The organism is Actinoplanes sp. L3-i22 (assembly GCF_019704555.1).
Lineage (GTDB): Bacteria > Actinomycetota > Actinomycetes > Mycobacteriales > Micromonosporaceae > Actinoplanes.
The window spans coordinates 5288724-5303162 of record NZ_AP024745.1; the positions used below are offsets into that span (position 1 = coordinate 5288724).

The 14439-nt window shown below is 74.2% G+C and carries 12 protein-coding genes; 3 read left to right on the top strand and 9 right to left on the bottom strand.

All coding sequences use genetic code 11. The features are described from left to right. Nucleotides 1-9: 9 nt before the first annotated feature. Entirely contained in the window at nucleotides 10-948 is a 939-nt protein-coding gene (locus L3i22_RS23530) for a sulfotransferase (RefSeq protein WP_221329107.1), read from the bottom strand. A 92-nt stretch (nucleotides 949-1040) separates the two neighbouring features. On the opposite strand from L3i22_RS23530, the gene L3i22_RS23535 reads away from it, so the two are divergent. From L3i22_RS23535 to L3i22_RS23545, 3 genes are all read left to right on the top strand, one after another. Then, the gene (locus L3i22_RS23535) at nucleotides 1041-1478 is read left to right on the top strand and encodes a tetratricopeptide repeat protein (protein WP_221329108.1); all 438 of its coding nucleotides are present in this window, start codon (nucleotides 1041-1043) and stop codon (nucleotides 1476-1478) included. Between the two features lie 412 nt (nucleotides 1479-1890). After that, nucleotides 1891-2502, top strand: a complete 612-nt coding sequence (locus L3i22_RS23540) for a hypothetical protein (protein ID WP_221329109.1) — start codon at nucleotides 1891-1893, stop codon at nucleotides 2500-2502. 120 nt (nucleotides 2503-2622) lie between these two features. Then, on the top strand, nucleotides 2623-3618 hold the full coding sequence (locus L3i22_RS23545; protein ID WP_221329110.1) for a S1 family peptidase: 996 nt from the start codon (nucleotides 2623-2625) through the stop codon (nucleotides 3616-3618). Nucleotides 3619-3622: 4 nt separating this feature from the next. On the opposite strand, the gene L3i22_RS23550 is transcribed toward L3i22_RS23545, so the two are convergent. The 8 genes from L3i22_RS23550 to L3i22_RS23585 are packed head-to-tail and all read right to left on the bottom strand — an operon-like array spanning nucleotide 3623 to nucleotide 14438. Next, on the bottom strand, nucleotides 3623-4591 hold the full coding sequence (locus tag L3i22_RS23550; protein ID WP_221329111.1) for a sulfotransferase: 969 nt from the start codon (nucleotides 4589-4591) through the stop codon (nucleotides 3623-3625). Beyond that, nucleotides 4588-4809 (bottom strand): hypothetical protein, encoded by a 222-nt coding sequence (locus L3i22_RS23555; RefSeq protein ID WP_221329112.1) that lies wholly within the window; start codon nucleotides 4807-4809, stop codon nucleotides 4588-4590. Before L3i22_RS23555 ends, L3i22_RS23550 begins: the two co-directional genes overlap by 4 nt. Further along, a complete protein-coding gene (locus L3i22_RS23560) occupies nucleotides 4806-5009 on the bottom strand; it encodes an MbtH family protein (RefSeq protein ID WP_221329113.1) in 204 nt (67 codons plus the stop codon). The genes L3i22_RS23555 and L3i22_RS23560 overlap by 4 nt, the downstream gene beginning before the upstream one ends. Nucleotides 5010-5022: 13 nt before the next feature. Then, nucleotides 5023-5955: a sulfotransferase gene (locus L3i22_RS23565; protein ID WP_221329114.1), complete on the bottom strand. Its 933-nt coding sequence runs from the start codon at nucleotides 5953-5955 to the stop codon at nucleotides 5023-5025. After that, on the bottom strand, nucleotides 5948-7918 hold the full coding sequence (locus L3i22_RS23570; RefSeq protein ID WP_221329115.1) for an alkyl sulfatase dimerization domain-containing protein: 1971 nt from the start codon (nucleotides 7916-7918) through the stop codon (nucleotides 5948-5950). The genes L3i22_RS23565 and L3i22_RS23570 overlap by 8 nt, the downstream gene beginning before the upstream one ends. A 10-nt stretch (nucleotides 7919-7928) precedes the next feature. Further along, nucleotides 7929-8957, bottom strand: a complete 1029-nt coding sequence (locus L3i22_RS23575; protein ID WP_221329116.1) for a sulfotransferase — start codon at nucleotides 8955-8957, stop codon at nucleotides 7929-7931. Nucleotides 8958-8976: 19 nt separating this feature from the next. After that, nucleotides 8977-9951, bottom strand: coding sequence for a sulfotransferase (locus tag L3i22_RS23580; protein WP_221329117.1), 975 nt, complete (start codon nucleotides 9949-9951; stop codon nucleotides 8977-8979). After that, the gene (locus L3i22_RS23585) at nucleotides 9948-14438 is read right to left on the bottom strand and encodes an SDR family NAD(P)-dependent oxidoreductase (protein ID WP_221329118.1); all 4491 of its coding nucleotides are present in this window, start codon (nucleotides 14436-14438) and stop codon (nucleotides 9948-9950) included. Before L3i22_RS23585 ends, L3i22_RS23580 begins: the two co-directional genes overlap by 4 nt. Nucleotide 14439 lies beyond the last annotated feature (1 nt).

The window sequence follows — 14439 nt, forward strand, 5'->3', positions numbered from 1 at the left end:
ACGCCCGCCTCAGCGGTACCCGAAGGTCCGGGCCAGGCCGCGGACACGCTCGGGCAACCGGGCCTCGGGCCGCCAGGGGAGCGGCGCGTCCAGCGGTGGCGTCCCTGGCCCGCGCTCGCGCAGCACCGGGTCGTGGAAGAACTTCTCGTCCCCGCCGCGCGGCGCGTTCGGCGGCCCCTGCCCGGCGAACGGCGAGCGCTCCGGGTGCCGCATCGCGTCGATCGCCTCGTCGTCGCCGCGCAGGCCGAGCCAGGCCGCGATCTCGCCCAGCCCGGCGGCCGGCTCGGCGAGCAGCTCCTCGCCGCGGACCCGGAGCCGCTGGCCGGCCGGCACCTCCTCGAAGAACCGCAGGATGGCCTGGTGCGTCGCGTACCAGAGCTGGGCCGGGTCCTCGCCCAGCCGGTCGGCGGCCTCGGCGAGACTGGCCGGCCCGTCGTCGCGCTGTCCGTCGAGCCGGCGTTGCAGCCGCGAGCGGACCTGGTCGTGCGGGTGCCGGACCAGGTGCAGGAACCGGGCCCGGGGGAACTCGCGGCGCATCCGGCGCACCGCCTGGATCTGCCGGGACGCGGTCGGGGTCTTCTCGACCAGGACCCGCGGGGCGGCCCGCCGGGCCAGCAGGCGCAGCACCTCGGCGGTGGTCAGGAACGACCGGGCCTGCAGCCAGCGCCGGGCCAGCCGCACGGTCGGCTGGGTCTGCCCGCCGAAGACCAGCTGGGCGACGGCACGCAGCGCGCCGTCCATCCGGTCGGTGCCGCGGTACGTCGTCGTCCACTCGTCGATCGAGTCGCAGGTGAAGAAGTGCGTCTCGGGCAGGCCGTACAGTTGCGGATGTTGCCCGAGCATGGCCGAGACGACCGTGGTGAATGATCGCGGCGGCGCCAGGATAATCAGAAGATCGAAGTCCGGTTCGCCATTATTGGCACGCCGTGAAAGCCGACGATCATTCATGGTCGCCTCCTCGTCCCGGTTGTTTCGGCCCCCATCGGCGGTGCTTCCGCCGATTACCTTAGTAAGCTTCGCAGGCCAGATCGGAGTGTGTCGTGGACGAATACGTGGCCCCGCAGCAGTTGGAGAGCGCGGCGGCCGGCGGGCAGACCGCCGCCGCCTACCAGCTCGGCATCATGCTCGCCGACGCCGAGCCCGACCAGGCCCGCCGCTGGCTCGAGCAGGCGGCCGAGGGCGGGCACCCGGCGGCCGCCTACCAGCTGGGCATCCTGCTCGCGGCGTACGAGCCGGAGGCGGCCCGGGAGTGGCTGGAACGGGCCGCGCGGTCCGGGCAGGGGGTCGCCGCCTTCCAGCTCGGCCTGATGCTCGTCGACACCGAGCCCGACCAGGCCCGGCACTGGCTCGAGCAGGCCGCCGACGGCGGGCACGTGGGCGCCGCCTACCAGCTCGGCGTGATGCTCGCCGACTCCGATCCGGACCAGGCCCGGCACTGGCTCGAACTGGCCGCCCGCGGTGGCGCGTCCCGCCGCTGACAATCAATTGTCAGGCCTTTCGGAATGGGGATCTTCGCGTCGTGATCTTATTTCCGGATAGGTGATCACAAGGTGTTCACGGCGATCGCACAATGATGGTTGACCCATAGTGGTGATAGTCGTAGAGTGGCGAAATCCTATAACGTCAGTCGCGAAAGGAGTGGGTGCCGTGCGTATTCGCATTGTTGAGATCTCCGGTGCCCCGCGCGAGATCAGGGCGGTCCCCGGGCTGGCACAGGTGCTTCGCCGCACCGTGCGTGGTGGGGCCGCCGCCGGTGCACAGGTCCGTCGCCGCCGTCGCGGCGCCGGCCTGGGGCTGCCGGCCCGTCGCCGCCGTGCGCCGATCCGGCGCCGGAGGCGCCTTCCAATGTGAGAACCCGGTTCTGCTGAGTGAGTTCCTCAGGGCGTGGTGATGCATCTCCGCATTGTCGACATCGACGGGTCTCCCGAGGAGATCGCGGCGCTTCCGCAGCTGCGTGAGCTGCTCGGATCGCCGGCGAGGGCGGGAGCCGGCGCCGCGTGCGCCGAGGTGCCGCCGGATCCGCCGCCCGCCGGGGCGCCCGAGGTCGTCCTGCCCACCGCCGTCACCGCGGTTCTCGAGCTGAGGCCGCCGGCGGACGACGTTCGCCGGCGGCTCAGCGAGTTCCTCGCCACCGCGCTGCGCTGGCCCGACGTGGAGGCCCGGGTCGGCGCGTCGCGCCGCAGCCCGGACGGCCGGGCCAACGCCATCCGGCTGCACCGCCGGGGCTCCAGCGTCGGCGCGTTCGTCTACATCCGGCTGCCGACGGTGAACATGCAGCTGCGCCTCCCCAGTGACATGCCGGCGCACCTGGTGCGCCACGCGGCCCGGCGGCGGGTCAACACCGACGCGCCGTACGGCCTGACCCTGCGGCTCACGTCCCCCGAGGTCCTCGCGGAGGCGCTGAGCCTGGCCCGGCTGGCGTACGAGGTCGCGGGTTCCCCCGACCGCGAACGCGACGGGCTCTCCACCTTCGGCGACGAGCAGCCGGCCCCGTCCGGGTAAGAGGCCCGCCCGGGCCGGCCGCCCCGCCTCCAGCGTCACGACGACGAGTCAGAGCCCCGTGCGGGCTCTCCGAGTGCTGGGATTTTCGAGATGCCGGGACTGAGACGCCACTCCCGTGGCATGGACGACTTCCGCGCCGCGAAGGACGCGCTGGCGGCGCGCTTTCTGGTGTTACGCGCACGCGTCCCACGGGCACCGCGGCTCGCGCCGCGGGCGAACGTGCAGGGCGTGGGCATCGGCGAGCAGGTGGTCGGCGGCCGGCCGACCGGAGACCTCGCCGTCAAGATTCTGGTACGCCGCAAGGCGCCGCGCGCCGAGCTGATGGCCCGCGAGGTGCTGCCGACCACGATCGACGGCCTGCCCGTCGACGTCGAGGAGGTCGGGCTGCTGGTCGCGTTCCGCGCGGCCGCCGCGCCGGCCCTGGCCCCGGCGGCCGCGCCGAACCCGCGCAAGCGGCTGCGCCCGGCCCGCCCGGGGTGCTCGATCGGCTTCGAGGACCCGACCGGGCAGACCGTGAACGCCGGCACGTTCGGCGCGATGGTCATGGACCAGACCGACTTCTACGTGCTGAGCAACAACCACGTCATCGCCGGCGAGAACGCGCTGCCGGTCGGCACGCCGATCTTCCAGCCCGGCCTGCTCGACGGCGGGGTGTCGCCGGCCGACGAGATCGCGCAGCTGTCCCACTTCATCCCGCTGCGCCCGAACCAGCCCAACACGGTGGACTGCGCGATCGCCGTGGTCACCGATCCGAACATCACCCGCCCGGCGATCCTGAAGATCGGGATGCCGCTCGGCACCAAGGCGGCCGCCATCGACATGGTGGTGGAGAAGTTCGGCCGCACCACCGGGTACACCACCGGCCGGGTCACCGGCATCGCGTTCGACGTGAAGGTGAACTACCCGACCCTGGGCACGATCATGTTCACCGACCAGATCACCGTCGAGGGGCTGAACAACAAGCCGTTCAGCGACTCGGGCGACTCCGGCTCGCTGATCGTGGAGCGGCAGACCAAGCTCGCCGTCGGGCTGCTGTTCGGCGGTTCCGGCGCCCTGACCCTGGGCAACCACATCGACGAGGTGCTGCAGGCGCTCAACGTCGAGCTCGACCCGTGACCGGTCACGTGTAACCGAACTCCGCCGCCATCGCCTTGACCGCGGCCGGGAACTCCTGGCCGCCGGGCGCCCAGCTCAACGGGCCGTCGAGGCGGTGCTCCGGCGCCGGAGCGGACCGGAGCGCGGGTTCGCGGAGGAAGGCCACATCGCCGCCGAACCGCGCTCCGGGGGGCCCGACGAAGGCGTACGGCGAAGTCTCCGGGTGTTTCATCGCCTCGATCGCCGCGGCGTCGGCCGGCAGCCCCAGCCAGTCCGCGATCCGGGGCAGGACGGTGTCCGGCTCGGCCAGCAGGGCCTCGCCGCGGATCCGCAGCTGGGCGTCGGCCGGCACCGACCGCAGGAACTCCACGATCGTGGCGTTCCCCAGGTACCAGGCGTTGTGCGGGCCGGGCACGCCGTCGCCGGGCACCCGGTCCGACGGGTGCGCCGCGAGCCGGGCCAGCCAGTGGTCCGGCCGGACCGGCCCGCTGCGCCGCCGGCCCTCGGCCGCCCGGAGCACCGACTCGCCGTGGCCGCGCGGGTGCCGGACCAGGTGCAGGAACCGGGCCTGCGGGAACTCGCGGTGCGCCCGCCGCAGGTTGCGCGGCCGCAGCACGGTGCTCGGGCTCTTCTCCACCACGGTGCGCGGGTCGAGCCGCTGGGCCAGCTCCCGGAAGACGGCCGCGGTGGTCAGGTCGGCGCGGGCGTCGAGCCACGTGCGGGCCCGGCGCACGGTCGCCGCGGTCTGGCCGCCGAACCAGAGCTGGCCGACGGCCCGGAGCAGGCCGCCGTCCATCGGGTGCGCGGCCTTGGCCATCCGCGCGGCCCGCTCGGCCATCGTGCGGTCGCAGAGCAGGTTCACCTCCGGCAGGCCGTACAGCCGCGGGTGCTGGCCGAGCATCGCGCAGACGACCGTGGTGAACGAGCGGGACGGAGCCAGGATCAGCAGCGGCGGCCGGATCTCGCCGCCCTCGCGCACCGGCTCCGCCGTCACCGCAGCGCCTGGAACGGCCCGTCCCAGACCAGGACGACCGGCACCCCGTCCAGCTGCCGGGGCACCCGGACGGTGTCCTGGGCGGCCGGATCGGCGTGCACCACCACCACCCAGTCGCCGGAGCGCCGCTCGACGCCCACCCCCGCGACCCCGGGCTCGCTGAGCAGCTGGCCCGAGTAGCGCTGCTTGGCCGCCCGCGCGGCCTCCATCGTGGTCACCCCATCCTCCTTCGCAGGCTCAGCGGCCGCATGTCGGTCCACACCCGGCCGATGTGGTCGAGGCACTCCTGCCGGGTGCCCTCGCGGCCCTCGCCGGTCCAGCCGGGCGGCAGGTCCCGGTCGGCCGGCCAGACCGAATACTGCTCCTCCTGATTGATCACGACCCGATAGCGCCTCGTCGCGTCCTCATCACGAGTCATTCGCGCCTCCCGTTCATCGGTACCCGAATTCGTGGGCCAGGGTGGTCACCTCCGGGTTGAAGCCGCCGCCGTCGGCGCGCCAGCTCAGCGGTCCGTCCAGGGTGCGCGGCGCCGACCAGGACTCCGGGATCATGGGGCCGGGGTGCAGGAACGCGTCGCTGCCGAACGGCGCCGAGGGCGGGCCCAGCGGCGCGTACGGGGACTTCTCGGGATGCCGCATCCCGGCCAGCGCCGCCGCGTCCGCGCGCACCCCGAGCCACGCCGCCAGCTCACCACCGACGGCGTCCAGGTCGGTCAGCAGCTGCTCGCCGGCGACGGTCCGCTGCTGCTCCTTCGGCACCTCGGCGAGGAAGGCGAGGATGCCGGCGTGCAGCGACAGCCAGCTGAACTGGGGATCGACGGTCGCGTCCGCGTCCTCGCTCGGCCGGTGCTCGGCCAGCCGCACGAGCCAGTCCGAGGGCGGCAGCGGTTGGTCACCCGGGCTGACCGCCAGCGCTTCGAGCACCATGTCGCCGTACGTACGTGGATGGCTGACCAGGTGCAGGAACCGCGCCCCCGGAAACATCCGCAGCGCCCGCCGCATCGGATCGGGGTGCGCCACCAGACTCGGGCTCTTCTCGACCGCGATGCGCGGCGCGACCCGCCCGGCGAGCAGCTCGAACAGCAGTCCCGTGGTCAGGTGGGCCCGGCGCCGCAGCCAGCCGCGCGCCCGGGCCACCTCGGGCTCGTCCTGCCCGCCGTAGTACAGCTCGGCGACCGCGCGGACCAGCCCGTGATCCATCTCGAAGCTCTGCCGCTCGCAGACCGCCAGCCACTCGGCGAGCGTCTCGGTGGTGAACAGGTGCAGCTCGGGCAGCGCGTACAGGTCGGGGTGCTGCCCGAGCATCGCGCAGACCGCCCAGGAGAACGTGCACGGCGGGGCCAGGACGAACAGCGGCTCAGCCATCGCCGGCCTCCCTCGTCGCGCAGACCAGCAGGTAGTACCCGGCGTCGCGGGCCGCCGCGAGCGCCCGCGCCCGGCGGCGCCGGAACGCGGCCGGGGTGATCCCGCCGCGCCGCCTGGCCCGCCGGAGCCGGCGCAGGGTGTGCCGGTGGGTGGCCGCGCTGGTCCGCTCGGTCGCGTCGACGATCTCCACCCGGTCGAACCCGGCCCGCAGGTAGAGGTCCCGGTAGTCGCGCGGGTCCACCGGCCGCGGCGTCGCCGGCAGCACGTCGGAGAGCACCAGCCGGCCGCCCGGGCGGAGCAGGCGGTAGGCGTCGCCCAGGAACGCCGCGCGTGACGGGAACCGGAACACCGACTCCACGCAGACGACGGCGTCGAACCGCTGATCGGCGAGGTCCGGCAGGTCCGGGCCGTCGGGCGGCGCCGCGATCCGGCGGACCTCGAACCCGGGGTGATCGGGCAGGTGATGGCCGACCTCCAGGACGCTGCCCGGCCGGTCGGGGTCCGGCAGGAAGGTGAGCAGGGTGTCGACCAGCCGGGCGTCGGCCTGCTCCCGGGTCCGGGTGCCGGGCGCCCAGAATCCGCAGGTGCGCCCGTCCCCGTCCGCGTCGCCGTGCCAGCCGGCCACCGTCGCCGCGGCCCGCCGGCGCAGCCACCCGGCGTCCGGGTCGGGCCCGTGCCGGTGTTCCCCGGCGACGTGCTCGGGGCGCAGCCAGATGCCGGAGTACTCCGGGCGGCCGTCCGCGGCGAGCCGCGTCGCCGCGGCCTGGGCGGCGGTGGCGTAGATGTTGCGGGCGACGCCGTTCTCGGCCGCCTCGGCCAGCCGGCGCAGCGCCGCGACCCGCAGGGCCAGGCCGCGGCGATGACCGGGCCGGGCCGCCAGGACCACGTCGAGCAGCTCCAGCGCCAGCTGGTCGCGCTGCTCGTCGAGCGCCCGCGCGGCCCGCTCGAGCAGCGGCCCCGGGCCGCCGGCCACCTCGACCAGCGCCCGGCACCGCTCGGCGCGCGGGCCCGGGTAGAGCTCGGCCGGGTCGAAGTGGCACCAGCCGGTGTACTGCCGGAACACGCCGGTCACCGACCAGGGCACGGTGCCGTAGCGCTGCCGCAGGTACGGCAGCTCCGCCAGGTCGGCGGGCAGCGTGACCCGCTCCCGGATCTCCTCCAGCGGCAGGCCGCGGTCGAGCAGCTCGACCGTGCGGTCGTGCACGTGCCGGATCGCCCGGGCGTAGTTGCCCAGCACGGTGTCGATCTGCTCGGCCCCGGTGATCGGCGCGCCGTGCGAGGGAACCAGGTGCTCCGGCCGCAGCTCGCGCATCCGGTCCAGCGACCGGGCCCAGGCGAGGATCGGCCGGTCCGGCTTGAGCGGATTGCTCAGCATCGGGAAGCTGCCGTAGAACAGGTCGCCGGGGAACAGCGTGGCCAGCTCCGGCACCCAGATCATCAGGTGGTCGACGGTCTCGCCCTCGGTGTGGCGCAGCTCGAAGGTCAGGTCGCCGGCCGTGATGATCAGCTCGTCGTCGACGAGCACGTCCGGTGGCACGTAGCCGCTGGCCCGCTCCTCGGCCAGGGTGACGCCACGCTGCTCGGGGGCCAGCGCCAGGCCGAACTGGCTGCGGGTGACGCGCCGGCGGTGCCCGTTGATCCGCTGCACGGCGGCGCGCTGCTCGGGCATCCGGCGGTGCGCGATGACCTGCGTCTGCGGCGTGTGGAACACCTTGGCGCCGCGGGTGTGGTCGCCGTGGAAGTGGGTGTAGACGATGTGCCGCACCGGCAGCGCGCACACCTTGCCGAACTCCTGGTAGGAGGCGGCCGCCGAGGCCATGCTCTCGGTGGTGTCGATCACCACGACGCTCTCGCCGGTGTCCACGTACAGGACGTTGCTGATCGCGTAGCCGACGGCGCTGTGCACGCGGTCGTTGACCCGGATCAGGCGGGCCGGGGTGCGCGCGGGGGCGGGCGGTGGCATCGGTCCTCGCTCAGGTGTAGCCGAACTCGCGGGCGAGCGCGGTCACGTCGGGGGTGAAGCCCTGGCCGTCCGGGCGCCACCGCAGCGGGCCGTCCAGCCGGTGCCCGCGCGCCCGGGCGGCGCGCAGGGCGGGCGCCTGCAGGAAGAACGCGTCGTTGCCGTAGCGGGCGCCGGGCGGGCCGAGGAACGCGAACGGGGAGCGCTCCGGGTGCTTCATCGCGTCGATCGCGCGCGCGTCGGTCCGCAGGCCCAGCCACCCGGCGATCTCCGGCAGGACCCGGTCCGGCGCGGCCAGCAGGTCCTCGCCGCGCACCGCCAGCCGGTCCGCGGCGGGCACCTCGGCGAGGAAGTCGCGGATCATCGTGTTGCGGGCGTACCAGCCGCGCTGCGGGTCGAGCGGCGCGTCGTCCCCGTCGGGCCGGGAGATCTCCATCAGCCAGTGCCGCGCCGGGATCGGGCCGTGCTTCTCCCGCTCGGCCATGAACCGCATCACGGACTCGCCGTGGCCGCGGGGATGACGCAACAGGTGCAGAAATTTCGCGGCCGGGAGCTTACGTCGTACGCCGAGCAGGGTTTTGGTGTTGTTGACCGTGCTCGGACTCTTGTCGACCGGCATCGCCGGGAAGACCCGATCGGCGAGCGCCTTGAAGATGAACTCGGTGGTGACCCCGCGGCGGGCCCGCAGCCAGCGCTGCGCCAGGGCCACGGTGTGCGCGTCCTGACCGCCGAAATAGAGCTGCGCGACCGCCCGGACCAGGCCGTGCCCCATCGGGTAGGTGGCCCGGTCGGCGCGGATCAGCCACCGGTCCAGGGTGTCCTCGCTGAACAGGTGCGTCTCCGGGAAGCCGTACATCTGCGGGTGCTGGCCGAGCATCGCGCAGACCACCGAGGTGAACGAGCGCGGCGGCGCCAGGATGATCACCGGCGGCGGCAGTTCGTGCCAGTGCCGCAGGATGAGCACGGCGTCGGTCCGCGGCCGCACCGGTGGCCCGCCGGCCGGGACGCGGCCGGGACGCGGGCGCTGGGAAAGCGGGTACATCCCGTCTCACTCCGTTCGTCTAGGCGTAGCCGAGGTGCCGGGCCAGGTCCCGCACCTCGGGCGCGAATCCGCCGCCGTCGGGCAGCCAGTCCAGCGCGCCGTCCAGGCCGGCCGGCGTGGCCCGGGACGGTCGCAGCGCGGGCCGTTCCAGGAAGAAGATGTCGTTGCCCAGCCGGGCGCCGCTCGGACCGAAGCGGGCGAACGGCGACCGCTCGGGATGCAGCATCGACGCGACGGCGTGCTCGTCGGCCCGCAGCCCCAGCCACTCGGCCAGCCGGCGGGTCGTCGACTCCGGCTGCCGCAGCAGGTCCTCGCCGTGCACCACGACCCACCGCTGGGCCGGCACCGACGCCAGGAACGTCACCACGTTGCGGTTGAGGGTGTACCAGCCGTGCTGCGGGTCGGTCCGCCCGCCGTCGCCGTCGCCGGCCGGGACCGTGGCCAGGTCGACGATCCACTGCGGCACGGCGCCGACCTGCTCGGCGCGTTCCCGCGGCCGGTAGACCCGCCGGCCCAGCGCTTCGCGATAACGCAGAACCGATTGACCGTACGTCCGCGGATGGCGCACCAGGTGGATGAAACGGGCGCCGGGGAACAGCTGGTCCGCCCGGCGCATCGACTCGATCGAGTAGGCGGTGCTCGGGCTCTTCTCCACCAGCGCGCGCGGGTGCACCGCCCAGGCCAGCTCCTCCAGAACCATCCCGGCGGTGTGCCCGGCGCGCCGCCGCAACCAGCCGGTGGCCAGCGCGACCGAGCGCTCGGTCTGCTCGTGGAAGAAGATCTCGGCGACCGCGCGGAACAGCCCGTGCTGCATCTGGTAGCTCTCCCCGGACCCGCGCGACCACCAGCCGGCCAGCGTGTCGGCGATGAACAGGTGGGTCTCCGGCAGGCCGTAGGTCTGCGGGTGCTGGCCGAGCATCGCGCAGGCCACCGACGAGAACGAGCGCGGCGCGGCCAGGATGAACACCGGGTCCGCCGGGTCGCCGGGCGTCACGGCGTGCCCCCGCGGGCGGCGTCGACGATCCCGGCGATCTCGGCCACCGTCGGCCCCTCGAAGAACCGGCGCAGCGGCAGGGTGACCTGGAACCGGTCGCGCACCTGCGCGACGACCTGGGTGGCGATCAGCGAGCTGCCGCCGAGGTCGGTGAAGAAGTGGTCGAGGATGCCGATCTGGGCGACGCCGAGGGTCTCCTGCCAGATCTCGGCGATCGCCTTCTCCACGTCGGTGCGCGGCGCCAGGTACGAGGTCGACAGGTCGGGCCGCGAGTGCAACCGGGCGGACCGGCGGTCGCGGCGGTCCGCGGCGTCGCGCACCGAGCGCAGGTTGACCCACTGGTCGACCCGGGCGGGCAGGTCGCCGGTCGAGACCACCACCTGGGGCAGCAGGGCCGAGGTGAGGACGCGCCGGAACGCGTCCACGCCCTCGGCCGGGCTCATGCTCAGCCGGGTCGGGTCGTCCGGCAGGCCGACCGCCGGGTCGGTCTCCCAGGTGTCCCAGGCGATGCTGACCCAGGGCACCCCGGCGGAGCGGCCGCGCTGGTAGGCGAAGGAGTCCAGGAACAGGTTCGCCGCGGCGTACGCCACGTAGCCGAGCCCGCCCAGCACCGAGGAGATCGACGAGAGCAGCACCACGAACGCCGGGTCGGTGCCCTCGATCGCCTCGGCGAGCGCGACCAGCCCGCGGACCTTCGGCCCGAACTGCCGCTCGCAGCGCTCCGGGCCGGCCTCGTCGAGGTCGAAGAACCCGTCGGCGGTGACGTTGCCGGCGCCGTGGATCACGCCGTCCAGCCCGCCGAACCGGGTGCGGGCCTCGTCGACCACCGCGCGCAGCCGGGCCGGGTCGGCCACGTCGGCGCTGCGGACCAGCACCTCGGCGCCGTTGGCCAGCATCGCGCGCAGCCGGGCGATCCGGACGCTGACCGGGTCGTCCGGCGCGTGCGCCGCCAGCCAGGAGTCCCAGTCGTCCGGCTCGGGGAACGGCGAGCGGCCGACCAGCACCAGCCGGGCGTGCACCGTCTCGGCGAGGTGCTCGGCCAGGCTCAGGCCGATGGCGCCGAGCCCGCCGGTGATCAGGTACACCCCGGACTCGCGCAGCGGGCCGGCGCCGTCCGGCTCGTCCAGCGGCATCGGCTCGTAGGTCTGCAGCCAGCGCTGCCCCATCCGGTAGGCCACCGTCGGATGCACCTCGGGGTCGCCGAACTCGGCGATCAGCTGACCGGCCGCCGCCGCGCCGGCCCGGTCGTCCGGCCCGATCTCCACGTCGACGCTGCGCAGCCGCAGGTGCGGATGCTCCTGCGGGACGGTCAGGCAGACGCCGATCAGGGGCGCCCGGCCCGGCTCGACCCGCTCCTCGCCGGTGACCGGGTGCAGGTCGTTGGTGCCGGCCACGATCTGCACCGGGTCGTGCGCGGGCCGGCGGCCCAGGGCCTGGGCGAGGTAGAGCAGGCTGTAGAAGCCGTGCTGCTGGTCGGCGTCGAACCCGGCCGGTGGCCCGAGGCTCCACAGGTGCAGGATGCGCGCGACCGGCTCGGTGAGCGCGTCGAGCAGCGCGACGTAGTCCTCGGGGTGGTCCGGGCGGATCTCGTAGGTGTCCGGCGCGACGGCGGCGAAGCGCTCGCCCGCCCGGACCACGACGCACGGCGCGTCGTCGCGCCGTTGCCGCTCGACGACCGCCCGGCCGACCGCCGAGCCGTCGTCGAACAGCAGCAGGCCGGGCACCGCGGCCGGCTCCGGGGTCAGCGAGTACTCCCAGGACGGGACGTAGAACCAGTCGGTGACGTCCGGCTCCTTGAGGATCTCCGGGGCCGCGGGGGCGTCCCCGTCGGCGGCCTCCGGCCAGTACCGCTGCCGCTCGAACGGATAGCCCGGCAGCGGGACCCGCCGGGGGTGCTCGTCGCCGTGCAGGGCGGACCAGTCCACCGGGACCCCGGCCAGCCAGACCCGGGCCACCGACTCCAGCAGGACCGCCCGGTCGGCGCGCGGCTCCTGCGGATGCCGGACCGAGGTGACGACCGGCTGCTGGGCCGTGTGGTCCGGGTGCCGGCGGGCGAAGGTGCTCAGGCTCTGGCCCGGGCCGACCTCCAGCAGCAGGCGGCCGGGCTCGCTCAGCAGCCGGCCCAGGCCGTCGGCGAAGCGGACCGGCCGGCGCAGGTGCCGGGCCCAGTATTCGGGGGAGGTGGCCTCGGCGTCGGTGATCCAGTCGCCGGTGACGTTCGACAGGTACGGGATCCGCGGCCGCTCGGGCCCGATCCGGGCGACGGCCGCGGTGAACGGCGCCAGGATCGGCTCCATCATCCGGGAGTGGAACGCGTGCGAGGTGTGCAGCCGGCTGCTCGCGATGCCGGCGGCGTCCAGCCGGTCCTGCAGCTCGCCGATCAGCGCGCTGTCGCCGGAGACGACGCAGGACGACGGCTCGTTGCGGGCGGCCAGGTCGAGTCGCCCGTCGAGCAGCGGCAGCACCTCGTCCGGCGGCCGGGCGACCGCCAGCATCGCGCCGGCCGGCAGTTGCTGCATCAGCCGTCCCCGCTCGGCGACCAGGGCGAGCGCGTCGTCGAGGTCGAACACGCCGGCCAGGCAGGCGGCGACGTACTCGCCGATGCTGTGGCCGAGCATCGCGTCCGGCCGCACTCCCCAGTGCGTCCAGAGTCGGGCCAGGGCGTACTCGACGGCGAACAGCGCGGGCTGGGCGAAGCGGGTCCGGGTGAGCAGCCCGTCCGGATCGGCTCCGGCCGCGGGGTAGAGCAGGTCGCGCAGGTCCCGCCCGAGCGGCGCGGACAGCACCGCCGCGCAGTGGTCGAGCTGCTCGCGGAAGACCGGCTCGCTCTCGTACAGGCCGGCCGTCATGGTGGCGTACTGCGAGCCCTGGCCCGGGAACAGGAAGGCGACCGAGGGCCGGCCGGCCACGTTGGCGGCCCGCAGCACCCGCCGCCGGTCGTCCGCGGCCAGCGCGCCGGCCAGGTCCGGGACGTCCTGGCCGACGACCGCGCAGCGGTACCGGAACGCGCGCCGGCCCACCTGGGAGGTGTAGGCGATCTCCGCGGCGGACTGGCCGAGGTCCCGGGTCAGGTGCGCCGACAGGTTCTCGATCGACGCGTCGAGCGCGGCGTCGCTGCGCGCCGAGAGCACCAGCAGGTGGTGCTCGTGCGGGTCGGGCCGGCTCGCCGGTGCGGGCGCCTCCTCGACGACCAGGTGCACGTTGGTGCCGCCGATGCCGAAGCCGCTGACCCCGGCGCGCCGCGGGGTGCCGTTGCGCGGCCAGTCCGCCAGCTCGGTGTTGACGTAGAACGGGCTGCCCGCGAAGTCGATCTTCGGGTTCGGGGTGTCGCAGTTCAGGCTCGGCGGCAGCTGGCGGTGCCGCAGGGCCAGCACGGTCTTGATCAGGCTGGCCACGCCGGCCGCCGGGTCCAGGTGCCCGACGTTGGTCTTGACGCTGCCGACCGCGCAGAAGTTGCGCTTGGACGTGCCGGTCCGGAACGCGTCGCTGAGCGCCTGGATCTCGATCGGATCGCCGACCGGCGTACCGGTGCCGTGCGCCTCGATGTAGCTGATCGTCCCCGGCCGGACCCGGGCCCGCCGATGCGCCCGGGTGATCACGTCCACCTGGCCGGCCAGCCCCGGCGCGGTGTAGCTGATCTTGTCGGCGCCGTCGTTGTTGACCGCCCAGCCCCGGACCACCGCCAGGATCGAGTCGCCGTCGGCCACCGCGTCGTCGAGGCGTTTCAGCACGACGGCGCCGACCCCGCTGCCGAACACCACGCCCTCGGCCCGCTCGTCGAAGACCCGGCAGTGCCCGTCCGGCGAGTAGATGCCGCCCGGCTCGAAGTAGTAGCCGGCCTCCTGCGGGATCCGCACGCACACCCCGCCGGCCAGCGCCATGTCGCACTGGCCGGTGACCAGGTGGTCCGCGGCGACCGCCACCGCCAGCAGCGACGTCGAACAGGCGGTCTGGATGTTGAAGCTCGGCCCGCGCAGGTCGAGCTTGTACGACACGTGCGTGGTCAGGTAGTCCTTGTCGTTGCCGATGTGCACCTGCAGGTAGCCGAGCAGGGCCATGAACTCCGGGTTGCTCTGCAGCAGGTAGAGATAGGTGCTCATGGCGCAGCCGGCGTAGACCCCGACCAGGCCCGGGTAGGTCTCCGAGTCGTACCCGGCGTTCTCCAGCGCGTGCCAGCACGTCTCCAGGAAGAGCCGCTGCTGCGGGTCGAGGCTCTCGGCCTCGCGCGGGCTGTAGCCGAAGAAGTCCGCGTCGAACAGGTCGATCCCGGTCAGCACGCTGCCGGCGGCGACGAAGTCCGGGTTGCGCAGCACGGCCGGATCGGTGCCGGCCGCGGCGAGCTGGTCGGGCGTGAAGAACGAGATCGACTCGACGCCGTCGCGCACGTTGGCCCAGAACTCGTCGACGTCCTCGGCGCCGGGGAACCGGCCGCTCATCCCGACGATCGCGATGTCACCGGTGCCGTACCGGGAATTCCTGCGTGCCATG